This window comes from Pseudomonas sp. DR 5-09 (assembly GCF_001655595.1).
In the GTDB taxonomy this organism is placed as follows: Bacteria; Pseudomonadota; Gammaproteobacteria; order Pseudomonadales; family Pseudomonadaceae; genus Aquipseudomonas; species Aquipseudomonas pharyngis.
Genome location: NZ_CP011566.1, coordinates 6,094,667 through 6,120,772, shown reverse-complemented (window position 1 = coordinate 6,120,772; position 26,106 = coordinate 6,094,667). Strand labels below are relative to the sequence as shown.

Annotated in this window: 22 protein-coding genes; 17 read left to right on the top strand and 5 right to left on the bottom strand. The window is 62.0% G+C overall.

Going from position 1 to position 26,106, the window contains the following annotated elements; genetic code table 11:
- The first annotated feature begins 5 nt into the window (after positions 1 to 5).
- The 9 genes from pepP to gcvP all read left to right on the top strand — a co-directional run bounded on the left by pepP (position 6) and on the right by gcvP (position 11,899).
- Positions 6 to 1,340 carry a Xaa-Pro aminopeptidase gene (pepP, locus tag PDR5_RS27605; RefSeq protein ID WP_039765352.1) on the top strand — a complete coding sequence of 445 codons (1,335 nt, stop codon included), beginning with the start codon at positions 6 to 8 and terminating at the stop codon, positions 1,338 to 1,340.
- Positions 1,337 to 2,524 (top strand): 2-octaprenyl-6-methoxyphenyl hydroxylase, encoded by a 1,188-nt coding sequence (ubiH, locus tag PDR5_RS27600; protein WP_064600276.1) that lies wholly within the window; start codon positions 1,337 to 1,339, stop codon positions 2,522 to 2,524. Before pepP ends, ubiH begins: the two co-directional genes overlap by 4 nt.
- Complete coding sequence (locus tag PDR5_RS27595; RefSeq protein ID WP_064379962.1) at positions 2,517 to 3,002, top strand: DUF4442 domain-containing protein; 486 nt, start codon at positions 2,517 to 2,519, stop codon at positions 3,000 to 3,002. The genes ubiH and PDR5_RS27595 overlap by 8 nt, the downstream gene beginning before the upstream one ends.
- 9 nt (positions 3,003 to 3,011) lie before the next feature.
- Positions 3,012 to 4,229, top strand: coding sequence for a 2-octaprenyl-3-methyl-6-methoxy-1,4-benzoquinol hydroxylase (locus PDR5_RS27590; RefSeq protein ID WP_172829556.1), 1,218 nt, complete (start codon positions 3,012 to 3,014; stop codon positions 4,227 to 4,229).
- A gap of 107 nt (positions 4,230 to 4,336) precedes the next feature.
- Positions 4,337 to 5,341, top strand: coding sequence for an extracellular solute-binding protein (locus PDR5_RS27585; RefSeq protein ID WP_064600272.1), 1,005 nt, complete (start codon positions 4,337 to 4,339; stop codon positions 5,339 to 5,341).
- A gap of 261 nt (positions 5,342 to 5,602) precedes the next feature.
- The gene (locus PDR5_RS27580) at positions 5,603 to 7,219 is read left to right on the top strand and encodes an ABC transporter permease (RefSeq protein WP_064600270.1); all 1,617 of its coding nucleotides are present in this window, start codon (positions 5,603 to 5,605) and stop codon (positions 7,217 to 7,219) included.
- A gap of 157 nt (positions 7,220 to 7,376) precedes the next feature.
- Positions 7,377 to 8,459, top strand: coding sequence for a glycine cleavage system aminomethyltransferase GcvT (gene gcvT, locus PDR5_RS27575; protein ID WP_064600268.1), 1,083 nt, complete (start codon positions 7,377 to 7,379; stop codon positions 8,457 to 8,459).
- Between the two features lie 48 nt (positions 8,460 to 8,507).
- On the top strand, positions 8,508 to 8,891 hold the full coding sequence (gene gcvH / locus PDR5_RS27570; RefSeq protein WP_011336464.1) for a glycine cleavage system protein GcvH: 384 nt from the start codon (positions 8,508 to 8,510) through the stop codon (positions 8,889 to 8,891).
- A gap of 134 nt (positions 8,892 to 9,025) precedes the next feature.
- Positions 9,026 to 11,899 (top strand): aminomethyl-transferring glycine dehydrogenase, encoded by a 2,874-nt coding sequence (gcvP, locus tag PDR5_RS27565; RefSeq protein ID WP_064600266.1) that lies wholly within the window; start codon positions 9,026 to 9,028, stop codon positions 11,897 to 11,899.
- Positions 11,900 to 11,954: 55 nt separating this feature from the next.
- Here gcvP and PDR5_RS27560 read toward each other — a convergent pair whose 3' ends face one another.
- The 3 genes from PDR5_RS27560 to PDR5_RS27550 form a co-directional block, all read right to left on the bottom strand.
- Entirely contained in the window at positions 11,955 to 12,272 is a 318-nt protein-coding gene (locus PDR5_RS27560) for a DUF2388 domain-containing protein (protein WP_007951791.1), read from the bottom strand.
- A 69-nt stretch (positions 12,273 to 12,341) separates the two neighbouring features.
- Positions 12,342 to 14,126 carry a GspE/PulE family protein gene (locus tag PDR5_RS27555; RefSeq protein ID WP_064600264.1) on the bottom strand — a complete coding sequence of 595 codons (1,785 nt, stop codon included), beginning with the start codon at positions 14,124 to 14,126 and terminating at the stop codon, positions 12,342 to 12,344.
- A gap of 90 nt (positions 14,127 to 14,216) precedes the next feature.
- Positions 14,217 to 14,555, bottom strand: a complete 339-nt coding sequence (locus tag PDR5_RS27550; protein ID WP_064600263.1) for a hypothetical protein — start codon at positions 14,553 to 14,555, stop codon at positions 14,217 to 14,219.
- A gap of 126 nt (positions 14,556 to 14,681) precedes the next feature.
- Here PDR5_RS27550 and PDR5_RS27545 point away from each other — a divergent pair, with 126 nt between their 5' ends.
- Positions 14,682 to 15,152 (top strand): Lrp/AsnC family transcriptional regulator, encoded by a 471-nt coding sequence (locus PDR5_RS27545; RefSeq protein ID WP_007951785.1) that lies wholly within the window; start codon positions 14,682 to 14,684, stop codon positions 15,150 to 15,152.
- Between the two features lie 85 nt (positions 15,153 to 15,237).
- On the opposite strand, the gene PDR5_RS27540 is transcribed toward PDR5_RS27545, so the two are convergent.
- On the bottom strand, positions 15,238 to 16,608 hold the full coding sequence (locus PDR5_RS27540; RefSeq protein WP_064600260.1) for a CYTH domain-containing protein: 1,371 nt from the start codon (positions 16,606 to 16,608) through the stop codon (positions 15,238 to 15,240).
- A 156-nt stretch (positions 16,609 to 16,764) separates the two neighbouring features.
- Between PDR5_RS27540 and argE the strand changes: the two genes are divergently transcribed.
- Both argE and argA read left to right on the top strand, forming a co-directional pair.
- Positions 16,765 to 17,913 carry an acetylornithine deacetylase gene (gene argE / locus PDR5_RS27535; protein WP_064600257.1) on the top strand — a complete coding sequence of 383 codons (1,149 nt, stop codon included), beginning with the start codon at positions 16,765 to 16,767 and terminating at the stop codon, positions 17,911 to 17,913.
- Between the two features lie 135 nt (positions 17,914 to 18,048).
- Entirely contained in the window at positions 18,049 to 19,347 is a 1,299-nt protein-coding gene (argA, locus tag PDR5_RS27530) for an amino-acid N-acetyltransferase (protein WP_007951778.1), read from the top strand.
- 39 nt (positions 19,348 to 19,386) lie between these two features.
- Here argA and tauA read toward each other — a convergent pair whose 3' ends face one another.
- Positions 19,387 to 20,376 carry a taurine ABC transporter substrate-binding protein gene (gene tauA / locus PDR5_RS27525; protein ID WP_064600254.1) on the bottom strand — a complete coding sequence of 330 codons (990 nt, stop codon included), beginning with the start codon at positions 20,374 to 20,376 and terminating at the stop codon, positions 19,387 to 19,389.
- A gap of 365 nt (positions 20,377 to 20,741) precedes the next feature.
- On the opposite strand from tauA, the gene PDR5_RS27520 reads away from it, so the two are divergent.
- The 5 genes from PDR5_RS27520 to ssuD all read left to right on the top strand — a co-directional run bounded on the left by PDR5_RS27520 (position 20,742) and on the right by ssuD (position 26,100).
- Complete coding sequence (locus PDR5_RS27520; protein WP_064600252.1) at positions 20,742 to 22,085, top strand: OprD family porin; 1,344 nt, start codon at positions 20,742 to 20,744, stop codon at positions 22,083 to 22,085.
- 293 nt (positions 22,086 to 22,378) lie between these two features.
- Positions 22,379 to 23,017: a peroxiredoxin gene (locus tag PDR5_RS27515; protein WP_011336455.1), complete on the top strand. Its 639-nt coding sequence runs from the start codon at positions 22,379 to 22,381 to the stop codon at positions 23,015 to 23,017.
- A gap of 245 nt (positions 23,018 to 23,262) precedes the next feature.
- Entirely contained in the window at positions 23,263 to 23,856 is a 594-nt protein-coding gene (gene ssuE, locus PDR5_RS27510) for an NADPH-dependent FMN reductase (RefSeq protein ID WP_064600246.1), read from the top strand.
- Positions 23,857 to 23,945: 89 nt separating this feature from the next.
- Entirely contained in the window at positions 23,946 to 24,926 is a 981-nt protein-coding gene (locus PDR5_RS27505) for a sulfonate ABC transporter substrate-binding protein (RefSeq protein ID WP_064600245.1), read from the top strand.
- 25 nt (positions 24,927 to 24,951) lie between these two features.
- Complete coding sequence (ssuD, locus tag PDR5_RS27500) at positions 24,952 to 26,100, top strand: FMNH2-dependent alkanesulfonate monooxygenase (RefSeq protein ID WP_011336452.1); 1,149 nt, start codon at positions 24,952 to 24,954, stop codon at positions 26,098 to 26,100.
- The last annotated feature ends 6 nt before the right edge of the window (positions 26,101 to 26,106 follow it).

Sequence of the window (26,106 nt, the reverse complement as noted above, 5' to 3'; positions counted from 1 at the left end):
TGCCCATGATCCATATCCCGAAAGCGGAATACGCCCGGCGCCGCAAGGCGCTGATGGCGCAGATGGAACCCAACAGTATCGCGATCCTGCCGGCCGCGGCGGTCGCCATCCGCAACCGCGACGTCGAGCACGTCTATCGCCAGGACAGCGACTTCCAGTACCTCAGCGGTTTCCCCGAGCCACAGGCGGTCATCGTCCTGATGCCCGGTCGCGAACACGGCGAGTACGTGCTGTTCTGCCGTGAACGCAACGCCGAACGCGAACTCTGGGACGGCCTGCGCGCCGGCCAGGAAGGCGCGATCCGCGATTTCGGCGCCGATGACGCTTTCCCCATCACCGACATCGACGACATCCTGCCGGGCCTGATCGAAGGCCGCGACCGGGTGTATTCGGCCATGGGCAGCAACCCGGAATTCGACCGCCACCTGATGGACTGGATCAACGTGATCCGCTCCAAGGCGCACCTCGGCGCCCAGCCGCCGAACGAATTCGTTGCCCTGGATCACCTGCTGCACGACATGCGCCTGTATAAATCGGCGGCAGAAGTGAAGGTGATGCGCGAGGCCGCGCGGATTTCCGCCCAGGCTCACATCCGGGCGATGCAGGCCAGTCGTGCCGGGCTGTACGAGTACAGCCTCGAAGCCGAACTGGATTACGAGTTCCGCAAGGGCGGGGCGAAGATGCCGGCTTATGGTTCGATCGTCGCTGCCGGGCGCAACAGCTGCATCCTGCATTACCAGCAGAATGACGCGTTGCTCAAGGACGGCGATCTGGTGCTGATCGACGCCGGTTGCGAGATCGACTGCTACGCCAGCGACATCACACGCACCTGGCCGGTCAACGGCAAGTTTTCCGCCGAGCAGAAAGCGATCTACGAATTGGTGCTGGCCTCGCAGGAAGCGGCATTCGCCGAAATCGCTCCGAACAAACACTGGAACCAGGCGCACGAAGCCACGGTTCGGGTCATCACCACCGGGCTGGTGAAGCTGGGGCTGTTGCAGGGCGAAGTCGACGAATTGATCGCCTCCGAGGCCTACAAGGCGTTTTACATGCACCGCGCCGGCCACTGGCTGGGGATGGATGTGCATGACGTCGGCGAATACAAGGTCGGCGGCGAATGGCGGGTGCTGGAAGTCGGCATGGCGCTGACGGTGGAGCCGGGCATCTATATCGCCCCGGACAATCAGAACGTAGCGAAGAAATGGCGCGGCATTGGCGTGCGCATCGAGGATGACGTGGTAGTGACCAAGAGCGGTTGTGAAATCCTGACCGGCGGCGTGCCGAAAACCGTCGCCGAGATCGAAGCCCTGATGGCGCAAGCACGGACCTGCGCGGCATGAGTCGGGTCAATCTGGCAATCATCGGTGGTGGTCTGGTCGGCGCCAGTCTGGCGTTGGCCTTGCAGGCCGGGGCCAAGGCCCGTGGCTGGAAGATCGTGCTGATCGAACCGTTCGCCCCCGGTGACACCTGGCAGCCAAGCTATGACGCGCGCTCCTCGGCGCTGTCTTTCGGTTCGCGGCAGATTTATCAGCGGCTGGGCGTGTGGCAGGAAATCTCCCGCCGCGCCGAGCCGATCAAGCAGATTCATGTGTCCGACCGTGGTCGTTTCTCCACTGCTCGCCTGTCGGCGATGGAAGAGGGCGTCCCGGCGCTCGGCTATGTGGTGGAAAACGCCTGGCTCGGCCAGTGCCTGTGGCAGCACCTCGACAAAGACGTGATCAGTTGGCGCTGCCCGGCGGAAGTTTCCCGCATGGAGCCGCTGCCCGACGGCTATCGGCTGACCCTCAACGATGAAACCACGGTCGAATGCGATCTGGCGGTGCTCGCCGATGGCGGCCGTTCCGGTCTGCGCGAGCAACTGGGCATCAACGTGCGCAAGCGCCCGTACAACCAGAGCGCGCTGATCGCCAACATCACCCCGAGCGAAGCGCACAACGGCATGGCCTTCGAGCGCTTCACCGACGAAGGCCCGATGGCCCTGTTGCCGCTGCCGGAAAACCGCTGCGCGCTGGTCTGGACCCGTCTGGGCATGGACGCGCAACGGCTGGCTGACTTGAGCGAACGGGATTTCCTCAGTGAGCTGCAAGGCGTATTCGGTTACCGCCTCGGCACCCTGAAACAGGTCGGCGCGCGACATTTGTATCCGCTCGCGCTGGTGGAGGCCGAAGAGCAGGTGCGCTCGCATCTGGCCGTCCTCGGCAACGCCGCCCACAGCCTGCACCCAATTGCCGGGCAGGGTTTCAACCTGTCCCTGCGCGATGCCGATGCCTTGGCCGCCGCGCTGCTGGCCAGCGACAAACCGCTGGGGGATTTCGCCACGTTGCAGGCCTATCGCGAGCGTCAGCGTCTCGATCAGGACCTCACCGTCGGTTTCTCCGATCAGGTCACGCGCCTGTTCGGCAGTACTCAGCCGCTGGTGTCGCTGGGGCGCAACATCGGCCTGCTCGGCCTTGATCTGCTGCCGCCGGCCAAACGCTGGTTCGCCCGTCAGGCCATGGGGCTGGGGACGCGGCCGGATGCGTGAGTGGCTGATCAGACGGTTTGGCAAGGCGCGGCTGATGCGCTGGATCATGACGCTCTACCCGCCGTACTTTGGCGCCGGTGTCCGGGTGCAGCACATCAGCGATGACTTTCGTGACATCCGTGTCTCGATGGGCCTGGGCTGGTACAACCGCAATTACGTCGGCACCCAGTTTGGCGGCAGTCTGTATTCGATGGTCGACCCGTTCTTCATGTTGATGCTCATGGAAAACCTCGGCTCGCGGTACATCGTCTGGGACAAGGCCGCCGACATTGATTTCATATCGCCGGGCAAAGGCCCGGTGTTCGCCCGGTTCAACATCGACGACACCCTGCTCGACGAGATCCGTCGGCAGACCGCCAGTGGCGAGAAATACCTGCCGCAGTTGCAGGTCGACATTCATGACGGCGCCGGCAACCTGGTGGCGCGGGTCGGTAAAACCCTTTACGTGCGGCTCAAGCCGCCAGCGAGACAGGCTTAAAGCATGGAAATGCGCGCGGATGTGCTGATTGTCGGAGCCGGAATGGTCGGCAGTGCCCTGGCGCTGGCGTTGCAGGGCAGCGGGCTGGAAGTCCTGCTGCTCGACGGCAGCCCGTTGAGCGTCAAACCCTTCGACGGCGATGCGCCGTTCGAGCCGCGGGTGAGCGCGCTGTCGGCGGCCAGCCAGCGGATCCTCGATCGCCTCGGCGTGTGGGACGGCATCGTCAACCGACGCAGCAGCCCTTACACCGACATGCACGTCTGGGACGGCAGCGGCACCGGCCAGATTCACTTCTCGGCCAGCAGCGTGCACGCCGAGGTGCTCGGCCACATTGTCGAAAACCGCGTGGTCCAGGATGCCTTGCTCGACCGTCTGCATGATTGCGACCTGGGTCTGCTGGCCAACGCGCGGCTGGAGCAGATGCGCCGGTCCGGTGACGACTGGCTGCTGACCCTGGCCGACGGCCGCACTTTGCGCGCGCCGCTGGTGATCGCGGCGGACGGCGCCAACTCCGCCGTGCGCCGTCTGACCGGCGTCGCCACCCGCGAATGGGACTACTTGCACCACGCCATCGTCACCAGTGTGCGCAGCAGCAAGCCGCACCGCATGACCGCGTGGCAGCGTTTCACCGATCACGGGCCGCTGGCGTTTCTGCCGCTGGGGCGTGGTGGGCAGCAGGACTGGTGCTCGATCGTCTGGTCGACCACGCCGAGCGAAGCCGAACTGCTGATGGCGCTGGATGAGGCGGATTTCTGCCGCGAGCTGGAGCGCGCGTTCGAAGGTTGCCTCGGCGAGGTCATCAGCGCCGACCCGCGCCTGTGTGTGCCGCTGCGTCAACGCCACGCCAAACGCTACGTGGCCGAAGGCCTGGCGCTGATCGGCGATGCCGCGCACACCATTCACCCGTTGGCGGGGCAGGGCGTGAATCTCGGCTTCCTTGACGCCGCGGTGCTGGCCGAAGTCTTGTTGCAGGCCAACGAACGCGGCGAACGCCTGGCGGACGTGAAAGTCCTGAGCCGCTACGAACGCCGGCGCATGCCGCACAATCTGGCGCTGATGGCGGCGATGGAAGGCTTCGAGCGGTTGTTCCAGGCCGATCCGCTGCCGCTGCGCTGGTTGCGCAACACCGGACTGAAAATCGTTGAGCAGATGCCTGAGGCCAAGGCGTTGTTCGTGCGTGAAGCATTGGGGCTGACCGGCGACTTGCCGGCCTTGGCCAAGGCCTGACAAATGTTGTGCAACATCTGGTAACTCCTTGGGAAAGTGTTCGATTGAGCTGGTAAATGTGAGTCCTTATCATTTGGGCCACTTTTCCCGACCGAGAGACCGCTCCCATGTTGGCATCCAAGCGTGTTCTGACCGCACTGGCCCTGACCCTGATCGGCAGCACCGCCGCCCAGGCCGCCGACGAGGTGGTGGTCTACTCCTCGCGTATCGATGAGCTGATCAAGCCGGTGTTCGATGCCTACACCGCCAAGACCGGGGTGAAGATCAAGTTCATCACCGACAAGGAAGCGCCGCTGATGCAGCGGATCAAGGCCGAAGGCGAGAACGCCACCGCCGACCTGCTGCTGACCGTCGATGCCGGCAACCTCTGGCAGGCCGAGCAGATGGGCATTCTCCAGCCGTTCACCTCGAAAACCATCGACACCAACATTCCCCTGCAATATCGCTCGTCCACCCACGCCTGGACCGGCCTGAGCCTGCGCGCGCGGACCATCGCCTACTCCACCGAACGGGTGAAACCGGGCGAACTGACCACCTACGAAGCATTGGCCGACAAGAACTGGGAAGGTCGCCTGTGCCTGCGCACGGCGAAGAAGGTCTACAACCAGTCGCTGACCGCCACCATGATCGAAGTCCACGGCGCCGAGAAGACCGAGCAGATCCTCAAGGGCTGGGTCAACAACCTGTCCACCGACGTGTTCTCCGACGACGTCGCGGTGCTGGAAGCGATCAATGCCGGCCAGTGCGACGTCGGCATCGTCAACACCTACTACTACGGTCGCCTGCACAAGCAGAAGCCGGAACTGCCGGTGAAACTGTTCTGGCCGAATCAGGCGGATCGTGGTGTACACGTCAACCTGTCGGGCATCGGCCTGACCAAACATGCGCCGCACCCGGAAGCGGCCAAGGCTTTGGTCGAGTGGATGACCACGCCTGAAGCGCAGAAGATCTTTGCCGACGTGAACCAGGAGTTTCCGGCGAATCCGGCGGTGAAGCCTTCGGAAGAAGTGGCGGCGTGGGGGCAGTTCGTGGCTGATACGTTGCCGGTTGAAGTGGCGGGCAAGCGACAGGCTGAAGCGATCCGGATGATGGATCGGGCGGGTTGGAACTGAGTATGTTGCCGGTTGCTGTGTTCGCTTAAGATCGCTGCCCTCACCCCAGCCCTCCCGAAACGTCGGACCGCCCGGAGGGAGAGGGAGCCGATTTGCATCAAGTTCAAAACCTGAGTTCGACTCAATCGCCCAGGTCGGCGTAAATCGAAAGATCACCACGGTCAGTCCCCTCTCCCTCCGGGAGAGGGCTAGGGTGAGGGCAGCAATCCTGACCTGAAACAAAGAAATCAAGAACACCTACATCCCTCCAGAGTTCTAAAAGTGGCCCACCCCGCCCAACGCCGCTGGTACCCCATCGTCTTCGCCATCGCCGCGTTGGTGCTGCTCCCCCTCAGCGTGCTCCTGCTCTCGTGGCAAACCATCGATCACCAGATCTGGTCCCACCTGTGGGAAACCCAGATGCCGCGCCTGCTGGGCAACACACTGACGCTGGTCCTCGGCGTAGGCATCGGTGTAACGCTGATCGGCGTAAGCCTCGCCTGGCTCACCAGCCTCTGCGAGTTCCCCGGGCGGCGCTGGCTCGACTGGGCGCTGATGCTGCCGTTCGCCATCCCGGCCTACGTGCTGGCATTCGTCTTCGTCGGACTGCTGGACTTCGCAGGCCCCGTGCAAACCCTGCTGCGCGAATGGTTCGGCAGCGGCCTGCGCCTGCCGCGAGTGCGCTCCACCGGTGGCGTGATTCTGGTGCTGGTGCTGGTGTTTTATCCCTACGTTTATCTATTGGCGCGTACTGCGTTCCTGGCTCAGGGCAAGGGCCTGATGGAAGCGGCGCGAGTGCTCGGTCAGTCACCGTGGCAAGCGTTCTGGCGTGTCGCATTGCCGATGGCGCGGCCGGCCATCGGTGCTGGTGTGGCGCTGGCACTGATGGAAACGCTGGCGGATTTCGGTGCGGTGTCGGTGTTCAACTTCGACACCTTCACCACTGCCATCTACAAGACCTGGTACGGCTTTTTCAGTCTGCCCAGCGCTGCGCAACTGGCCAGCCTGTTGCTGCTGGTGGTGATGCTGGTGTTGTACGGCGAACGTCGCGCGCGCGGCGCCAATCGGGCGAGTAACGAGCGGCCACGGGTCAAGGCGCTGTATCACCTGCGCGGGCCCAAGGCCTGGGCGGCGACCGGTTGGTGCGGTCTGGTGTTCGCCTGCGCATTTGTCATTCCGGTGCTGCAACTGGTGGTGTGGTTCTGGCAGCGCGGGCGCTTCGACCTGGATGAGCGCTACGCCGGGCTGATTCTCCATACGTTGTATTTGGGCGGCATGGCGGCGCTGATCACGGTCAGCGTGGCGATGTTGCTGGCCTTCGCCCGGCGTCTGGCGCCGACCCGGACGATCAACTCCGCAGTCGGTCTGGCCAATCTCGGTTATGCCTTGCCGGGCTCGGTGCTGGCGGTGTCGATCATGCTGGCGTTCAGTTATCTGGACCGGGAGCTGGTGATTCCGCTGTCCGGCTGGCTCGGCGGGGCGGGCAAACCGTTGCTGCTGGGCAGTCTGGCGGCGCTGCTGCTGGCGTATCTGGTGCGTTTCGTGGCGGTGGCCTATGGGCCTCTGGAAAGCAGTCTGGCGCGTATACGGCCCTCTCTGCCTGAAGCGGCACGTAGCCTGGGTGTCAGTGGGCCGCGACTGTTTTTCAAAGTGTATCTGCCGCTGTTGCTGCCCGGCACGCTCAGTGCGGCGTTGCTGGTGTTTGTCGATGTGCTCAAGGAAATGCCCGCGACCTTGCTGATGCGCCCGTTTGGCTGGGACACGCTGGCGGTGCGGATCTTCGAAATGACCAGTGAGGGCGAATGGGCGAGGGCGTCGTTGCCGGCGCTTACCCTGGTATTGGTCGGTCTGTTGCCGGTCATCGGTTTGATCCGACGCTCGGCGCACAGAAACACTTAGTCGTCAGTCCTGAATCATGCGGCTACAATGCGCGGCATTCGGTGCGGTCCGTCTGACAGACCCTGTCGCTGAAATCGGCTGAAGGCCCTTTTTTACAGGGTTTTCCGAACCGTGCAGCAGCGCTCCGCACCTTCGCCACGCCCGGAAGGAGAAACCCATGGGACAGCGTACGCCTCTGTATGACCTGCACCTCGCCCTCGGCGCGAAGATGGTCGATTTTGGCGGTTGGGACATGCCCCTGCATTACGGCTCGCAGGTCGAGGAACACCACGAGGTGCGTCGCGATTGCGGGGTGTTCGATGTTTCCCACATGACCGTGATCGATGTCACCGGCCCCCAGGCCAAGGCCTGGCTCCAGCATTTGCTGGCCAATGACGTCGAACGCCTGCACAGCCCCGGCCGTGCGTTGTACAGCACCATGCTCAACGAGCGCGGCGGCATCGTCGACGACATGATCGTCTACCGCCTCGAAGACGGTTATCGTCTGGTGGTCAATGCCTCCACCCGCGATCAGGACCTGGCCTGGATGCAGGCACAGTTGGGCAGCTTCGATGTTCAGATGACCGAACGCTCCGAGCTGGCGATGCTCGCCATTCAAGGGCCCCATGCCCGGCACAGGATTGCCGAACTGGTGAGCCAGTCCCGCGCTAACCTGATCCAGATGCTCAAGCCTTTCGAAGGCCACATCGACGGCGACTGGTTCATCGCACGCACCGGCTACACCGGTGAGGACGGTCTGGAAATCGCCCTGCCAGCCGATCAGGCCCCCGGATTTTTCAACGATCTGGTGGGCGCCGGCATTTCCCCCATTGGTCTCGGCGCTCGCGACACGCTGCGGGTCGAAGCCGGCATGAACCTCTACGGTCAGGACATCCATCAGGACATTTCGCCACTGGCCTCGAACATGGCCTGGAGCATCGCCTGGGAGCCGGCCACGCGCCGCTTCATCGGTCGCGATGCGCTGGAGGCGGAAAAAGCCGTTGGTGTGCAGCACAAACTGGTCGGTCTGGTGCTTGAGGAGCGCGGGGTTTTGCGGGCTCATCAGGTGGTTCGTATCGCTGATGTTGGCGAAGGGGAGATCACCAGTGGTAGTTTCTCTCCTACGCTTAGCAAGTCGATTGCCCTGGCGCGTGTACCGATGGCGACTGCCGACCGCGCCGAAGTGGAAATCCGTGGCAAGTGGTATCCGGTACGCGTGGTCAAACCGACCTTCGTACGCCATGGCAAAACCTTGATCTAACCTTTTCCGGCGGGCACGACCGCTGACAATTTCTTGAGGACACCGAGCATGAGCAACATCCCAGCTGAACTGCGTTTTGCCGAAAGTCATGAATGGGCGCGCCTTGAAGCCGACGGCACCGTCACTGTGGGCATCAGCGATCACGCCCAGGAAGCGTTGGGTGATGTGGTGTTTGTCGAGCTGGCAGAAGTGGGCAAGGTGTTCGCCGCCGGTGATACCGCCGGTGTCGTCGAGTCGGTCAAGGCCGCTTCCGACATCTACTCCCCGGTCGGTGGCGAAGTGATTGCCGTCAACGAAGACCTGGCCGGTTCGCCGGAAGAACTGAACAACGATCCGTACGCCGCGTGGATCTTCAAGCTCAAGCCAAGCGACAAGGCCGAGCTGGACAAGCTGCTCGACGCTGCCGCCTACAAGGCTGCCATCGGCGAGTAAGCTGCAGGCGAGACTCCAAAGCCCCGACCCGTCGGGGCTTTTTTCTGCCCGGGACTTTTGCCGTCGGGGTGGCTGCTATGCTGGTTTGACCGTGTTGCATTGACGCTGAGCCGCCAGCCAAGAGAGAGCCCGTCATGTCCCAGTTGCCATCCCTGAGCCAGTTACGCGATCCCCATGCCTTTCTGCGCCGCCACCTCGGCCCCGATGCCGCCGAGCAACAGGCGATGCTCGACAGCCTCGGCCTCGGCAGCCGGGTCGAACTGATCGAACAGACCGTGCCGCCGGGCATTCGCCTCAACCGCGAGCTGGACCTGCCGCCGGCGCTGGACGAGCAGGCAGCGCTGGCCAAACTGCGTGGTTATGCCGAACAGAACCAGGTCTGGACCAGCCTGATCGGCATGGGCTACCACGGCACCCTGACCCCGACCGTCATCCTGCGCAACGTGCTGGAAAATCCCGGTTGGTACACGGCTTACACGCCTTACCAACCGGAAATCGCTCAGGGCCGGCTCGAAGCGTTGCTCAACTTTCAGCAATTGACCATTGACCTCACCGGCCTTGAACTGGCCAACGCCTCGCTGCTCGATGAAGCCACCGCCGCCGCGGAAGCCATGGCCCTGGCCAAGCGCGTGGCGAAGTCGAAGAGCGATCTGTTCTTCGTCGACGAAAACTGTCATCCCCAGACCATTTCCGTGGTGCAGACCCGCGCCGAAGGCTTCGGCTTCGAGCTGATCGTCGACGCTGTGGATAACTTGAAGCAGCACCAGGTATTCGGCGCATTGCTGCAATACCCCGACACCCACGGCGAGATCCGTGACCTGCGACCCTTGATCGATCACCTGCACGCGCAGCAGGCGCTGGCCTGCGTGGCGACCGACCTGTTGAGTCTGTTGCTGCTGACCCCGCCGGGCGAACTGGGTGCCGATGTGGTGTTCGGTTCATCCCAGCGCTTTGGCGTGCCGATGGGTTACGGCGGGCCGCACGCGGCGTTTTTCGCCAGCCGCGAGGAATACAAACGAGCGATACCGGGGCGGATCATCGGCGTATCGAAAGATGCCCGTGGCAACGTCGCGCTGCGCATGGCCCTGCAAACCCGCGAGCAGCATATTCGTCGGGAGAAGGCCAATTCGAACATCTGCACTGCCCAGGTCCTGTTGGCCAACATCGCCAGTTTCTATGCGGTCTATCACGGCCCGGAAGGACTGAAACGAATCGCCCAGCGCGTGCACCGGCTGATCTGCATTCTCGCCGCCGGGCTTGAGCGCCATGGCATTCAGCGGCTCAACCAACACTTCTTCGACACCCTCACGCTGGACGTGGGCGGGGCGCAAACCGCGATCATCGAAAGCGCTCGGGCCGCGCAGATCAACCTGCGCATCCTCGGTCGTGGTCGACTGGGTCTGAGCCTTGACGAGACCTGTGATGAAAGCACCGTGGCCAGACTGTTCGATGTGCTGCTGGGCGCCGATCACGGGTTGAACGTCGCTGATCTCGACGCCGAAACGCTGGCCTCCGGCATTCCCGACACGCTGCAACGCAGCACGCCGTACCTGCGTCATCCGGTGTTCAACGCCCACCACAGCGAAACCGAGATGCTGCGCTACCTCAAGCAACTGGAGAACAAGGATCTGGCGCTTAACCAGTCGATGATTCCGCTGGGCTCCTGCACCATGAAACTCAACGCCACCAGCGAAATGATCCCGATCACCTGGCCGCAATTCGCCAATCTGCACCCGTTCGTGCCCCGCAAGCAGGCAGTCGGGTACACGCTGATGATCGAGGAACTGGAGCGCTGGCTGTGTGCGATCACCGGGTTCGATGCGATCTGCATGCAGCCCAACTCCGGCGCTCAGGGCGAGTACGCCGGGTTGCTGGCGATCCGCAAATACCACGAGAGCCGCCAGCAGGGCGGGCGGGATATCTGCCTGATTCCTTCTTCGGCCCACGGCACCAACCCGGCCTCGGCGCAGATGGCCGGGATGCGCGTGGTGATCGTCGAGTGCGATGAGGCGGGCAACGTCGATCTGGAGGATTTGAAAGCCAAGGCGTCCGAGGCCGGGGCCAAGCTGTCGTGCCTGATGGCGACCTATCCGTCGACCCACGGCGTGTACGAGGAAGGCATCAGCGAAATCTGCGAAGTTATCCACCAGCACGGCGGCCAGGTGTACATGGACGGCGCCAACCTCAATGCCCAAGTCGGGTTGGCGCGGCCGGCGGACATTGGCGCCGACGTGTCACACATGAACCTGCACAAGACCTTCTGCATACCCCACGGCGGAGGCGGGCCGGGCATGGGGCCGATTGGTGTGCGTGCGCATCTGGCGCCATTCGTTGCCAGCCATCCGGTGATTCCGATTGACGGACCGCAACCGCAGAACGGTGCGGTCAGTGCCGCGCCGTGGGGCAGTGCGAGCATTCTGCCAATCAGCTGGATGTACATCGCGATGATGGGGCCGCAACTGGCGGATGCCAGCGAGGTGGCGATCCTCGCGGCCAATTATCTGGCGCAGCATCTGTCCGGTGCCTTTCCGGTGCTCTACACCGGGCGCAACGAGCGAGTCGCCCACGAATGCATTCTGGATCTGCGGCCGCTGAAAGCGCAGACCGGCATCAGCGAAGAAGACGTCGCCAAACGCCTGATGGATTACGGCTTTCATGCACCGACCATGTCGTTCCCGGTGCCGGGCACCTTGATGGTCGAGCCGACCGAAAGCGAGTCCAAGGCCGAACTGGATCGCTTCATCGGCGCGATGTTGAGCATCCGTGCAGAAATCACCGAGGTGCAAAACGGCAACTGGCCGGCCGAGGACAACCCGCTCAAACGGGCGCCGCATACCCTGGCCGATATCACCGGCGTGTGGGAGCGGCCGTACAGCATCGAGCAGGGCATCACGCCGGATGCACACACCAAGGCGCACAAATATTGGCCGGCGGTGAACCGGGTGGATAACGTCTACGGCGACCGCAACCTGTTCTGCGCTTGCGTGCCGGTGGACGATTACCGTTGATCAGCGGGCAAAAAAATGCCGCTCGTGTGAGCGGCATTTTTGTTTGTCCGGAAGGTTATTCCGACGCCACGGCGTTCTTCGCCAGGATCGCGTTCGCCAGTTCCATGTCCGTTGCCTGCAGGCCCGGGTTGTCGGCGCGGACTTTCTGCATCGCCGCTTCCAGGTACGGGCCACGGATACCGCCGTCGCTGGCGACGAAGCTGCCGGCGTCGTCCTGGGCGGCAACGATCAGTTTGTGATCCTTGAAGGTCAGGTAGGTCGAGCCGGTGGTGGCACCGGACGAAATGACGTTACGCCAAAAGCTGTCGGCCATCGCTGAACCAACAGGGAGGGACAGCAAGGCGAGGGTGGCGACAGCAAGTTTGAGACGCATGTTGGGTGACTCCACTGGTGTTGAATAACGGGTTGGATCGTCGTAACGCCGATCCGGTTCCGTGAGAGGCTATTTCTGCTCGCTCTGTGGTGTCACCCGCAATACTTCTTCAAGAGTTGTCAGCCCCGCCGCGACTTTCTGCGCGCCGGACAATCGCAGGCTGCGCATGCCTTCCTTGAATGCCTGGCGACGGATCGCGGTGAGATCGGTGTCGGGGCTGATCAAGGCCTTGAGGCTGTCGCTCAGTTGCATGATTTCGTAGACCCCGGCGCGCCCGTGATAACCGGTGTCGCGACACTCCAGGCAACCGATGGCCCGTTGCGCATTGCCCGGCAGCGGCGCCTGCCACGGCCGGGTCAGGGTTTGCCAGTCTTCTTCGTCCAGGGTCAGCGGCGCCTTGCAGTGCGGACACAGTGTGCGCACCAGGCGTTGCGCCATGACGCCAAGCACGGTGGCCTTGATCAGGTAATGCGGCACGCCGAGTTCCAGCAGACGGCTGATGGCGCTCGGCGCGTCGTTGGTGTGCAGGGTCGAGAGCACCAGGTGCCCGGTCAGCGCCGCCTGGATCGCCATTTCGGCGGTTTCCAGGTCGCGGATCTCGCCGATCATGATGATGTCCGGGTCTTGCCGCATCAGCGCCCGCACGCCGGCGGCGAACGTCAGGTCGATGTTGTGCTGGACCTGCATCTGGTTGAAGGCCGGCTCGACCATCTCGATCGGGTCCTCGATGGTGCAGAGGTTGACCTCCGGCGTCGCCAGTTTTTTCAGCGTGGTGTACAGCGTAGTGGTCTTGCCGGAACCGGTCGGGCCGGTGACCAGGATGATGCCGTTGGGCTGGCGGGTCATGTCCTGCCAGCGCCGCAGGTCGTCGGCGGAAAAGCCAAGTTGATCGAAATCCTTGAGCAGCACCTCCGGGTCGAAGATTCGCATGACCATTTTTTCGCCGAACGCGGTGGGCAGGGTCGACAGCCGCAACTCGACTTTACCGCCGTCCGGAGTCTTGGTCTTGACCCGGCCGTCCTGAGGTTTGCGCTTCTCGGCGACGTTCATCCGGCCAAGGCTTTTCAGGCGGCTGACGATGGCCATCGTCACCTGCGGCGGGAATTGATAGACGTTGTGCAGCACGCCGTCGATGCGAAAACGCACCGTGCCTTGCTCGCGCCGGGGTTCGATGTGGATATCGCTGGCCCGTTGCTGGAAGGCGTACTGGAACAGCCAGTCGACGATGTTGACGATGTGCGCGTCGTTGGCGTCCGGTTCCTGATCGCTGGCGCCGAGGTTGAGCAGTTGTTCGAAGTTGCCGAGGTTGCCGCCCTGCGCATCGGCATTGCTGGCGCCGCTGACCGATTTGGCGAGGCGGAAGAATTCGACGCTGAAACGCTGAATGTCCGCCGGGTTGGCCACCACCCGTTTGATCGGCAGTTTCAGCACGTGAGTCAGATCGGCCTCCCAACCGCTGACGTAGGGCTGGGCGCTGGCCACGGTCACCGCGTCGCGGTCGACCGACACCGCGAGGATCTTGTGGCGCTGGGCAAAGGCATAGGACATCAGCGGCGTGATGGCGGCGACGTTGATCTTCAGCGGATCGATCCGCAGGTACGGCTGGCCGGCCTGCTGCGCCAGCCACAGAGTCAGGCTTTCCAGGTCGAGGTATTTGCCCGGACGGCTGAGGTCGTCCAGTTGCTGGCTGGCGATGAATTCCAGCGGGTGCTTCTGGCTGTGGGCGGCATGCCGACGCCGGGCGTTGAGCGCTTGCTCCGCCGAGTCCTGGCAGATGAAGCCTTGGGCGACCAGCTCCCGCAGTACCTCATTGAGATCCAGCCAGCGGTCCTGAGTGGCGAGTTGAACGGACATGCGGGCTCCTTTTGAACGACAGTGCGCAAAGGATAGTCGTGGCCCCGCCGACCGTTGGGCCACTACCCGACGAAGACGTTTCGGTTCTTGTCAGCCGGCCGCCTGCGCCGGTGCATCCCATGCCGCGTCGGGATTTTGCAGGTTCACCGAGCAGACGCTGATCAGGTTACGAAGTTTTTCCGCGATCACCTGGGCGCGGTGCCAGCTCAGGCCACCCATGACGATGTCGATCGACAGCAAGTCGTCCAGCCGCTGGACATTGACCTGTTCCGGGGTGAGGCACTGCAAGGCGAACAGGTTCAGCACCCGCACCAGCAAATCCGGCTCGGCCTCGGCCAGGATCTGATATTGCGCAAGGCAATGGGCGTTGCTGGCGTTCCACACATCGGCACGGGGCGCAGGGGTGTTGACGGCTTCGAGGTGTGGCATGGCAGGTCTCCGGAATCAGTGGGGGAATTTTTACATCCGATGCCGGGCATTTCTTGTCTAAGATGAGCTGATCAGGCGGTTGATTGGGGGAATCAATTCGCTATTGGCTTCTTTTGAGGATTATTTATGCACAGCGAGTTGGACAGCTACGACCGGCGCATTCTCGCCCTGCTGCAAGAGGACGCTTCCTTGTCCAGCGCACAGATCGCCGAACAGGTGGGTCTGTCGCAATCGCCGTGCTGGCGGCGGATTCAGCGGATGAAGGAGGAGGGGATCATTCGCGGCCAGGTGACCTTGCTCGATCGCAAGAAAATCGGCCTGAACACGCAGATTTTCGCCGAGATCAAACTCAACGCCCACGGCCGTTCGAACTTCACTGAGTTCACCGAGGCGATTCGCGGCTTTCCCGAAGTGCTGGAGTGTTACGTGCTGATGGGAGCGGTGGATTTCCTGCTGCGAATCGTCGCGGCTGACATCGAGGCGTATGAGCGGTTCTTTTTCGAGAAGCTGTCGCTGGTGCCGGGGATTCAGGAAGTGAACTCGATTGTGGCGTTGTCGGAGATCAAGTCCACGACGAGTTTGCCGGTACTGCGCTGAATGTGCTGGCCTCATCGCTAGCAGGCTCGCTCCCACAGTTGGAAAGCATTTCCCTGTGGGAGCGAGCCTGCTCGCGAAAGGAATGTTACATACGCAACAGCATTTTCCAGGCGCGGTTCTGATACACCGCAATCGCCTGATGCTTGCGTGCATCGAGCAGTTCGTCGGTGATGGTCGGCTCGTTGGCCAGTTGCGCCAGTTTGTTCAGCTCGCCGTACAGACGATCCATTTCCGGGATCTCCAGCAGGTTGCGCGCGTGGTGCAGCCAGACCTGGATGCGCTCGATGCGCGGCAATTGCTCGGCCAGATCTTCCGGTTGCTGCTGATAACGCTGCAATTGCAGCGAAGTGGCTTCTTCGCCCAGCAGGCGCGGCAGCCAGCTTTGCAACTGCGCGGCACCCTGGCGATTGCCACGGGTGTTACGGTCCGCCGTCCAGGTACGGGCCAGCAACCAGCGCGAAGCGTTCAGCGAAAACAGGCCCCAGCGCGGATCTTCCAGTTCTTCGAGGAACTGCTCCGGCGCGGCTTTGCGCACGTCTTCGTCTTCGATGCCGACCTGTACCAGCGGGCGCCAGTCTTCCAGCAGGGCATCGAGGGCAACGCGCAGGTCGTGGGTCGACGGACGCGGTGCGGCCTGGCCGAGGCTGCTGAGCAGGGCGCGCATTTCCGCAAGGTTCTCGACCCAGTCCTGCAACAGGCGCCAATGGCCGTTGAAACGATACTGTTCGGCCAGACGCTGGCTGCTGCCGAGCAAGTGCCAGGCCAGGGCGGCGAAGGCGTCGTCCAGCGGGGTTTCGGCGGTGATGGCCGGCGCCGGCAGGCTCAGCGAGTAGCTGTTGGCGTCGTACAGGCGATAGCCGCGCTCGGCCTTGCTGATGTCGCACGGCATCAGGGCCAGGGTTTCGGCCAGTTCGGCGGCCAGTTCCAGCAGCGCGGCAGGCTCGCCTTCGCGCAGCTCCAGTTCCAGCTCGCAGATTTCTTCTTTCTGTTTGCCGACTACCACGTGGCCCAGGTCCAGCGCGGCTTCGATGACCACTTTGGTCTTGCCACGGCCCCAGGCGATTTCGGCACGCTCGCGGACGAAGTCGGTGGTGAAAATCGGCTTCAGGGTTTTCTTGTCCAGCTCGGCGAGGGACTCGGGCCAGCATTCACCGTCGAGTTTTTTCACGTCGAGCTTGGCTTTGGGCAGGTTCCAGTCGTACTCGTTACGCTCGGACAGGCCGGCGACGCTCTGGCCACGGGTCTTGAGGGTCTGAATGACTTCTTCGCCGTCCTTGCGCAGACGCAGGGCAACCTTGGCCCGGGCCAGGTCACGCTCGGGCGTGTCGAAATACTGATTCATCAACTCACGGCGTTCCCAGCCACTTTTGTTGCGTTTTTTCAGGAGAGGGTGCTCGCGCAGGGCGGCGAGGGTTTCGCGGCTGACGCGGAGTTTGATTTCGGTTTCTTTCTGCATGGCCGGAAAATCCAGGATCGGGAGCGCAGCCGGGGGAATGTGTGGCTGCCAAGGCCGTGCAGTGTACAGGACTGAACCTTCCTACGCTTTGCGGCGGTTTATTCTCGGCGCCGGATGGTTCTATGATGAACCTCAATCCGGGAGTTGGAGTCAGCGATGCCTTTGCCGTCCATGCAAGACCAGTTCGCTGCACTGATCGCCGCGCCGTCGGTCAGTTGCACCCAGCCGGGCCTCGACCAGTCCAACCGGGCGGTGATCGATCTGCTCGCGGGTTGGCTTGGCGACCTGGGTTTCAGTTGCGACATCCAGCAGGTCAACCCCGGCAAATTCAATCTGCTCGCCAGTTTCGGCAGCGGCCCCGGCGGGCTGGTGCTGGCCGGACACAGCGACACGGTGCCGTACGACGATGCGCTGTGGAAAACCGACCCGCTGAAACTCACCGAAGTCGACGGCCGCTGGGTCGGCCTCGGCAGTTGCGACATGAAGGGCTTCTTCGCCCTGATCATCGAAGCCGTGCAACCGCTGCTCGACCAGCCGTTCAAACAACCGCTGCTGATCCTCGCCACCTGCGATGAAGAAAGCTCGATGTCCGGTGCCCGGGCGCTGGCCGAAGCGGGGCGACCGCTGGGCCGGGCGGCGGTGATCGGCGAGCCGACCGGGCTCAAGCCGATCCGCATGCACAAGGGCATCATGATGGAGCGCATCGATATCCTCGGGCAGAGCGGCCATTCGTCGGATCCACGCCTGGGGCACAGCGCCCTCGAAGCGATGCACGACGCCATTGGCGAGCTGCGCGGCCTGCGCCTGCTGTGGCAGCGCGAATTCAACAACCCGCAGTTCAGCGTGCCGCAGCCGACCATGAACTTCGGCTGTATCCACGGGGGCGACAACCCGAACCGCATCTGCGGCCAGTGTTCGCTGGAATTCGATCTGCGGCCGTTGCCGGGGATGGACCCGAACGTCTTGCGCAGCGAAATCCTGCGCAAACTCAACCCGGTCGCCGAGCGGCATAAAGTGAAGATCGATTACGCGCCGCTGTTTCCCGAAGTGCCGCCGTTCGAACAGGCCGAAGACGCGGAGTTAGTGCGAATTGCCGAAAAACTCACCGGCCACAAGGCCGAAGCGGTAGCGTTCGGCACCGAAGCGCCTTATCTTCAGCGCCTTGGCTGCGAAACCATCGTACTCGGCCCCGGCGACATCGCCTGTGCGCACCAACCGGGCGAGTACCTCGAAATGTCACGTTTGCAGCCTACCGTGCATCTATTGCGGCAGTTGATCGAACATTACTGTCTCAAAGCTGTATAAATTGCCCACACACCCACCCGTATTCATGAGGAGAGCGCGCGTGTCGCCAAGCCTGTTCCGACGATAACCATCAGCCCGCTGTGCGTTTTCCGTTCTGCCCTTTTTCCGGCTGCTATTTATTACAGGCCCAGGTTCATGCCCGAATACGTCAATTGGCTTCGCCACGCGTCTCCTTATATCAATGCTCACCGCGATTGCACCTTCGTCGTCATGCTTCCGGGCGACGGCGTGGAGCATCCGAATTTCGGCAACATCGTCCATGACATCGTGCTGCTGCACAGCCTCGGCGTGCGGCTGGTACTGGTTCATGGTTCCCGTCCGCAAATCGAAACCCGCCTTGCCGCACGCGGCCTGACCCCGCATTACCACCACGGCATGCGCATCACCGATGCCGCGACGCTGGAGTGCGTGATCGATGCGGTCGGCCAGTTGCGCATCGCCATTGAAGCGCGGCTGTCGATGGACATGGCCTCATCGCCGATGCAGGGCTCGCGCCTGCGGGTGGCCAGCGGCAACCTCGTGACGGCGCGGCCGATCGGCGTGCTGGAAGGTGTCGACTATCACCACACCGGCGAAGTGCGCCGGGTCGACCGCAAAGGCATCAACCGCCTGCTCGACGAGCGCTCCATCGTATTGCTCTCGCCGCTGGGGTATTCGCCGACCGGTGAGATCTTCAACCTGGCCTGTGAAGACGTCGCCACCCGCGCCGCCATCGATCTGGGCGCCGACAAGCTGCTGCTGTTCGGCGCCGACCTCGGTCTGATCGACGAAAACGGCAAACTGGTGCGCGAGCTGCGTCCGCAACAGGTGCCGGCGCATTTGCAGCGTCTGGGCAGCAACTATCAGGCGGAATTGCTCGATGCCGCTGCCGAAGCCTGTCGTGGCGGCGTGGCGCGCAGTCATATCGTCAGTTATGCCGAGGACGGTGCGCTGCTGACCGAACTGTTCACCCGTGACGGTGGCGGTACGCTGGTGGCCCAGGAGCAATTCGAACTGGTGCGCGAGGCGGCGATTGAAGACGTCGGCGGCTTGCTCGACCTGATCAGCCCGCTGGAAGAGCAGGGCATTCTGGTGCGTCGCTCGCGCGAAGTGCTGGAGCGCGAGATCGAGCAGTTCAGCGTGGTTGAGCGTGAAGGGATGATCATCGCCTGTGCGGCGCTGTATCAGATTGCCGATTCGGATGCCGGCGAGCTGGCGTGTCTGGCGGTGAATCCCGAGTATCGCCATGGCGGTCGCGGCGACGAATTGCTCGAGCGCATCGAGACCCGTGCCCGGGCGCAAGGCCTGAAAACCCTGTTCGTTCTCACCACCCGCACCGCCCACTGGTTCCGCGAGCGTGGCTTCGAACCAAGCAGCGTCGAACGTCTGCCGGCTGCTCGGGCTTCTCTTTATAACTATCAGCGCAATTCGAAGATCTTCGAAAAGTCTCTGTGAGATGCGATTGCCCCCGCGGGATGCGTGGGGGCAATTGTTTTACTCCGCTACAAACTTCGCACTGACGTACGGCGAGTAGTCAGGCAAAACACTTTCGACCTTGCCCTGTTCCTTCAAGAATTTCGCCGTCTCACCAATCGCCTTCGCTGTGCCGCCGTCCAGCAGCGCCGTGGTCTGTTGCGCCTTGGCGTCCGGGAACGCCGAGCCCGCGAGCAATTCCGGAACGTCGGCAGGATTGGCACCGGTCAGTTTGGCGATTTTCTGTACAGGCACCGAGTCGGCCGTCCAGCTGTCTTTATGGGCCGCGTAATCAGCGAACGAGTCCAGGGTCACCTTGGCGAACCTGGCCACGACTTCAGGATGCTTCTCGGCAAAGTCCTTGCGCGCGACCCAGACTTCGAAGGTCGGCGCGCCCCATTGGCCGACCTGCGCGGCATCAGTCAGGGTCTTGCCGGTCTTGCGGATTTCACCCAGCGCCGGCGACCAGACAAAGGCGCCGTCGATGTCGCCACGTTTCCAGGCCGCCGCGATTTCTGCGGGTTGCAGGTTCACCACTTTGACTTTCGAAGTGTCCAGGCCCCAGTGCTTGAGCGCGCCGAGCAGGCTGTAGTGGGAGGTGGAAACGAACGGGGTGGCGATGGTCTTGCCGATCAGGTCTTCGGGCTTGTTGATACCGCTGCCGTTGCGCACCACCAGCGCTTCTGCGGCATTGATCTGCGCCGAGACGATAAAGGCCACGATCGGCAGATTGCGCGAAGCGGCGGCCGCCAACGGACTGGAGCCGAGGTTGCCGATCTGCACATCGCCGGAGGCGATGGCTGTCACAACTTCCGGGCCGCTGTTGAACCGACGCCAGTCGATTTTCTCGCCGATGGCCTTCTCGTAGACGCCGTCGGCCTGGGGGACTTTGCTCGGGTCGATACCGGTCTGGTAGCCCACAGTGAGGTTGGCGGCATGGGCTGAAAAAGAAATCAGCGCCGACACACAAACTGTAACAAATTGACTAGATAGTGCGCGTTTGGCCATCATGGCGTCGCCTTTTCGATAGGGTTTGACGAATCGGGGTTGCGTCAAAGCTAATCGATCTAAAAAAAGGCTAACAAATACCATTTAGTAATGAGCTTAGTCGCCGATACGCTGTATCCCGGTGAAGATGGCAAATGGCTGGCCATATAGCCGAATGGTATGAAAAAGAATGAATAAATTCTTTTTCGGTTTATCAGGAAGTCTTTACCCTGCAGGGACCAAATCACTGCGATTAGACCTTGGTCGTAGACATACAAGGTTACGATTGACTTGTCAGTCACGGTCTGGCGCTAATCGCGCATCTTAGGATCCAGGGGCATCAGACCCCGGACCAGGAACACAAGAATTAGAAACGAGAGGAGCGAAACATGAACAAGTCCACCTTGGCCCTGGCCGTGGCCGTAGGGGTTTTGGCGCAGCAGGCAGGCGCCGCCGGTTTCATCGAAGACAGCAAGGCCACTCTGGGTCTGCGTAACTTCTACATCAACACTGACAACCGCGATGGCGCTGGTGCCAACAAGAACGAAGAGTGGGGCCAAGGCTTCGATCTGCGTTTCATCTCCGGCTACACCCAAGGCACCGTAGGCTTCGGTATTGATGCCATCGGCCTGCTGGGCGTGCGTCTGGATTCGGGCGGCGGCACCAACGGCAACAGCGGCACCGCTTACGGCGGCACTGTGTTCCCGAGCGAGTCCAACGGCAAAGCAGTGGACAACTTCTCCAGCCTGGGTCTGACTGCCAAAGCCAAGATCTCCCAGACCGAACTGAAGCTGGGGACCCTGCAACCGAAAAACCCGGTGATCGTGACCAACGACGGTCGTCTGCTGCCACAAACCTGGCAGGGCGGTCAGATCACTTCCGGCGAAATCAAGGACCTGACCCTGGTCGGTGGTCAGATCGAAGCCGTGAAAGGCCGTAACTCCAGCAACAACGAAAACCTGTCCATCGGCGGTGCAAACACCCGTGGCGCTGGCTTCCGTGACAGCAACAAGTTCATCTACGCCGGTGGCGACTACAAGATCACCAAAGACCTGACTGCCCAGTACTACTACGGCAACCTGGAAGACTTCTACAAGCAGCACTTCCTGGGTCTGGTACACAACTGGGCCATCGGCCCGGGCGTATTGAAGTCTGACTTCCGTTACTTCAACAGCTCCGACGACGGCAAGAACGGCACTGATCCGGCCTACTACAGCAGCGGCAACTACACCGGTTTCCGTTCCGGTCGTGGCGAAGTCGACAACAACCTGTACAGCGGCCTGTTCCTGTACACCGTTGAAGGTCACACCTTCGGTGGCGGTTACCAGGTTTCCAACGGCAGCTCCGACTTCCCTTGGCTGAACCAGGGCGACGGTTCGTCGAACTACACCATCACCGACATGCAGATCCAGAAGTTCGGTCGTGCCGGCGAGAAAACCTGGCAGGCACGCTACTCGTATGACTTCGCTAAAGTCGGCGTACCTGGCCTGACCGCCGGTGTGGTTTACCTGAAAGGCGATTCGATCGACACCGTTGGCACCAACGGCCGCGAAAACGCTTCGAACCGTTCCGAGTGGGAACGCGACTTCACCATCGGTTACGTCGTACCGGAAGGTCCGTTCAAGAACGTCGGCCTGATGTGGAAAAACGCTGTATGGCGCACCGACCTGCCGAACACCCGTTCGCAGGACGAAAACCGCCTGATCGTCAGCTACTCGATCCCGCTGCTGTAATAGCGCGCTCCTGCACTGATGTAAAAAAGCCCCGTCCGGCATCGCGCCGGACGGGGCTTTTGCGTTTTCGGGTCCGGCTCACCCCCGTAAGCCTTCCCCGATGTCCCCTCTTTACAGCAACTCAAGGCCTTCTCGAACCTTGAGGGCGATGTTCGTCGCGATGCTGCGAAGCGTCCAGTGAACAGATGTTTAATATTCAATAAAGATATAGATATCTAGTTATTTATTCTTTTTCAGAAGAACGAATCACAAGCTACAGTTGAGGTCTCCAACCACTCATCAGGAGCCGCACCATGAGCCTCAGACTTGGCGATATCGCCCCCGATTTCGAACAGGATTCCAGCGCCGGCAAGATTCGTTTCCACGAATGGCTGGGCGATAGCTGGGGCGTGCTGTTTTCCCACCCGGCAGACTTCACCCCGGTCTGCACCACCGAGCTGGGCTTCACCGCCAAACTCAAGGACGAGTTCACCAAACGCGGCGTGAAGGCCATTGCACTGTCGGTCGACCCGGTGGACTCGCACCACAAGTGGATCGAGGACATCAACGAAACCCAGAACACCATCGTCAACTTCCCGATCCTGGCCGATGCCGATCGCAAGGTGTCCGATCTGTACGATCTGATTCACCCGAACGCCAACGACACCCTGACCGTGCGTTCGCTGTTCGTGATCGATCCGAACAAGAAGATCCGCCTGACCATCACTTATCCGGCCAGCACCGGGCGCAACTTCCACGAGATCCTGCGGGTGATCGACTCGCTGCAGCTCACCGACAACTACAAGGTGGCCACCCCGGCCAACTGGCAGGACGGTGAAGAAGTGGTGATCGTGCCGTCGCTCAAGGACGAAGACGAAATCAAGCAGCGCTTTCCGAAGGGTTACCGCGCGGTGAAACCGTACCTGCGCCTGACCCCACAGCCGAACAAATAACCTACCTCGGATCGTTCCCACGCGGAGCGTGGGAACGATCAGTCACTAGGAACCACGATGCAGGGTTTCAGGCCGTTTTCACGGCCTGTTTTTTTGCCCGCTGGAAAGGGAAATGCATATATCCATAAAGAATAACCAAATGAATAAATATGATTTATGGATATATAAATCAGCTGGTAAGGTCACTCACATCGAAGCGAGATCGCAACCCGCGAATCGCCTGTAACGCGCAAGGAATTTTCTGAATGCTGGTCGTCTCACTCGGTGGCAGTCCCAGTAAACGTTCCCGCTCAGGGGTGTTGCTGGAACGCTCGCAACGCTGGTTGCAGCAGCAAGGGGTGGAAGTGGTGAGTTATCAGGTGCGGGACTTCCCGGCCGAAGACCTGCTTCACGCCCGCTTCGACAGCCCGAAGGTGCTCGACTTGCTGCAACAGATTGAAAACGCCGATGGCCTGCTGATCGCTACGCCGGTGTACAAGGCGTCGTTTTCCGGTGCCCTGAAGACCGTGCTGGATCTGCTGCCCGAGCGTGCGCTGAACCACAAAATTGTTTTGCCGATGGCTACCGGCGGCAGCATCGCTCACATGCTGGTGGTCGATTACGCCCTCAAACCGGTGCTGTCGGCGTTGAAGGCCCAGGAAATGCTGCAAGGGATTTTTGCCGAGGACAGCCAGATCGCCTACGGCGAAGGCAGTGCCCAGGCCCAGTTGGCTCCGGCTCTGGAGCAGCGGTTGCATGAAGCGCTGGACCAGTTTGTCAGCGCCATGGCCCGCCGGCCGAAGCCGCTGGAGCCGGGGCTGCTGAACGAACGTTTGTTGAGTGCTCGCTGGAGCATTTGAGCCACACCGAAACTTGAAGTACTCACCTTACTCAGCCGCCAACGGCCAAGCAGGTGCAGCCAAAACCCAACAGCAAAAAGGAGAGCGCTATGCGCACTGTATTTTTGCGTCGTGGTCTGGTCGCTCTGTTTGCTGCGGCTGTGTCCCTCGGCGCCATCACTCAAGCTCAAGCTGAAACGTTACGAATCGGTTACCAGAAGTACGGCACTTTGGTGCTGCTCAAAGCCAAGGGCACCCTGGAAAAACGTCTCGCCGCCCAAGGCGTCGACGTGCAATGGACTGAATTCCCCGGCGGCCCGCAACTGCTCGAAGGCCTGAACGTCGGTTCGATCGACTTCGGCGTCACTGGCGAAACCCCGCCGGTCTTTGCCCAGGCGGCCGGTGCCGATCTGCTCTACGTCGCCTACGAGCCACCAGCGCCGAACAGCGAAGCGATCCTCGTGCCGAAAGATTCGCCGATCAAATCGGTGGCGGATCTCAAGGGCAAGAAAGTCGCGCTGAACAAAGGCTCCAACGTTCACTACCTGCTGGTGCGTGCGCTGGAAGATGCCGGCCTCAAGTACACCGACATTCAAACCGTGTTCCTGCCGCCGGCGGATGCCCGCGCCGCGTTCGAACGTGGCAGCGTCGACGCCTGGGTCATCTGGGACCCGTACCAGGCCGCCGCCGAGAAGCAACTGCAAGCGCACACCCTGCGTGACGGTAAAGGCATCGTCGACAACCACCAGTTCTACCTGGCGACCAAACCCTACGCACAGAAAAATCCTGAGGTGATCAAGACCCTCGTGGAAGAAGTGCGCGCCGTCGGTGAGTGGTCCAAGGCCAACCCGGAAGACGTGACTCAACAGGTATCGCCGTTGCTCGGCCTGCCGGCAGACATCACCCTGACCTCGGTGAAACGCCAGGGCTACGGCGCGCTGTTCCTGACCCCGGAAGTGGTCGCCGCGCAACAGAAAATCGCCGACACCTTCTACCAGCTCAAGCTGATTCCCAAGCCGTTGAGCATCAAGGACGTGATCTGGACCCCGCCGGCCGCAGTGGCCCAAAGCTCGGTCACCCAAGCCCAGTAAATCGAATCCCCAAGGAGACCACTCCATGAGCCTCAACATCTTCTGGTTCCTGCCTACCCACGGCGACGGCCATTACCTTGGCACCGCCGAAGGCGCCCGCGCCGTCGATCACGGCTATCTGCAACAGGTCGCGCAAGCGGCGGATCGCCTGGGTTTCGGCGGCGTGCTGATTCCCACCGGCCGTTCCTGCGAAGACTCGTGGCTGGTGGCGGCCTCGCTGATCCCGGTGACCCAGCGTCTGAAGTTCCTTGTCGCCCTGCGCCCCGGGATCATTTCCCCGACGGTGGCAGCGCGTCAGGCAGCAACGCTGGATCGGTTATCCGGCGGTCGTGCGCTGTTCAACCTGGTGACCGGTGGCGATCCGGAAGAGTTGGCCGGCGACGGTCTGTTCCTCGATCACGAAGCGCGCTACCAGGCCTCGGTGGAATTCACCCGGATCTGGCGCCGCGTGCTGGAAGGCGAAACCGTGGATTACGACGGCGAGCACATCAGCGTGAAGGGCGCCAAATTGCTCTATCCGCCAATCCAGCAACCGCGTCCGCCGCTGTACTTCGGCGGTTCGTCGGAAGCCGCGCAGGATCTGGCCGCCGAACAAGTGGAAATGGTTCTGACCTGGGGCGAGCCGCCCGCCGCCGTTGCCGAGAAAATCGAGCAGGTTCGCGCCAAGGCCGCCAAGCTCGGCCGCACCGTGCGCTTCGGCATTCGTCTGCATGTGATCGTGCGGGAAACCAACGCTGAGGCCTGGCAAGCGGCGGATCGCCTGATCTCGCATCTGGACGACGACACCATCAAACGTGCCCAGGCTTCGCTGGCTCGGTTCGATTCGGTCGGCCAGCAGCGCATGGCCGCACTGCACGGTGGCAGCCGCGACAACCTCGAAGTCAGCCCGAACCTGTGGGCGGGCGTCGGTCTGGTGCGCGGCGGTGCCGGTACGGCGCTGGTTGGCGACGGTCCGACCGTGGCTGCACGGGTGAAGGAATACGCGGATCTGGGCATCGATACCTTCATCTTCTCCGGTTATCCACACCTCGAAGAATCGTATCGGGTGGCTGAACTGCTGTTCCCGCACCTCGACGTCGAGCGTCCGGAACTGCCGAAAAGCGCCGGTTACGTCAGCCCGTTCGGCGAGATGGTGGCCAACGACATTCTTCCCAAAGCCGCGTCCCAGAGCTGAGGCGCC

Coding starts and splice junctions, on each gene's coding strand:
- tauA (WP_064600254.1), bottom strand. CDS start 20,376: ATGATGGCCAAACGCGCACTATCTAGTCAATTTGTTACAGTTTGTGTG.
- PDR5_RS27545 (WP_007951785.1), top strand. CDS start 14,682: ATGCACAGCGAGTTGGACAGCTACGACCGGCGCATTCTCGCCCTGCTG.
- PDR5_RS27540 (WP_064600260.1), bottom strand. CDS start 16,608: ATGCAGAAAGAAACCGAAATCAAACTCCGCGTCAGCCGCGAAACCCTC.
- gcvT (WP_064600268.1), top strand. CDS start 7,377: ATGGGACAGCGTACGCCTCTGTATGACCTGCACCTCGCCCTCGGCGCG.
- ubiH (WP_064600276.1), top strand. CDS start 1,337: ATGAGTCGGGTCAATCTGGCAATCATCGGTGGTGGTCTGGTCGGCGCC.
- PDR5_RS27505 (WP_064600245.1), top strand. CDS start 23,946: ATGCGCACTGTATTTTTGCGTCGTGGTCTGGTCGCTCTGTTTGCTGCG.
- PDR5_RS27555 (WP_064600264.1), bottom strand. CDS start 14,126: ATGTCCGTTCAACTCGCCACTCAGGACCGCTGGCTGGATCTCAATGAG.
- pepP (WP_039765352.1), top strand. CDS start 6: ATGATCCATATCCCGAAAGCGGAATACGCCCGGCGCCGCAAGGCGCTG.
- PDR5_RS27550 (WP_064600263.1), bottom strand. CDS start 14,555: ATGCCACACCTCGAAGCCGTCAACACCCCTGCGCCCCGTGCCGATGTG.
- argA (WP_007951778.1), top strand. CDS start 18,049: ATGCCCGAATACGTCAATTGGCTTCGCCACGCGTCTCCTTATATCAAT.
- gcvP (WP_064600266.1), top strand. CDS start 9,026: ATGTCCCAGTTGCCATCCCTGAGCCAGTTACGCGATCCCCATGCCTTT.
- PDR5_RS27590 (WP_172829556.1), top strand. CDS start 3,012: ATGCGCGCGGATGTGCTGATTGTCGGAGCCGGAATGGTCGGCAGTGCC.
- PDR5_RS27520 (WP_064600252.1), top strand. CDS start 20,742: ATGAACAAGTCCACCTTGGCCCTGGCCGTGGCCGTAGGGGTTTTGGCG.
- PDR5_RS27595 (WP_064379962.1), top strand. CDS start 2,517: ATGCGTGAGTGGCTGATCAGACGGTTTGGCAAGGCGCGGCTGATGCGC.
- ssuD (WP_011336452.1), top strand. CDS start 24,952: ATGAGCCTCAACATCTTCTGGTTCCTGCCTACCCACGGCGACGGCCAT.
- PDR5_RS27560 (WP_007951791.1), bottom strand. CDS start 12,272: ATGCGTCTCAAACTTGCTGTCGCCACCCTCGCCTTGCTGTCCCTCCCT.
- argE (WP_064600257.1), top strand. CDS start 16,765: ATGCCTTTGCCGTCCATGCAAGACCAGTTCGCTGCACTGATCGCCGCG.
- PDR5_RS27585 (WP_064600272.1), top strand. CDS start 4,337: ATGTTGGCATCCAAGCGTGTTCTGACCGCACTGGCCCTGACCCTGATC.
- gcvH (WP_011336464.1), top strand. CDS start 8,508: ATGAGCAACATCCCAGCTGAACTGCGTTTTGCCGAAAGTCATGAATGG.
- PDR5_RS27515 (WP_011336455.1), top strand. CDS start 22,379: ATGAGCCTCAGACTTGGCGATATCGCCCCCGATTTCGAACAGGATTCC.
- ssuE (WP_064600246.1), top strand. CDS start 23,263: ATGCTGGTCGTCTCACTCGGTGGCAGTCCCAGTAAACGTTCCCGCTCA.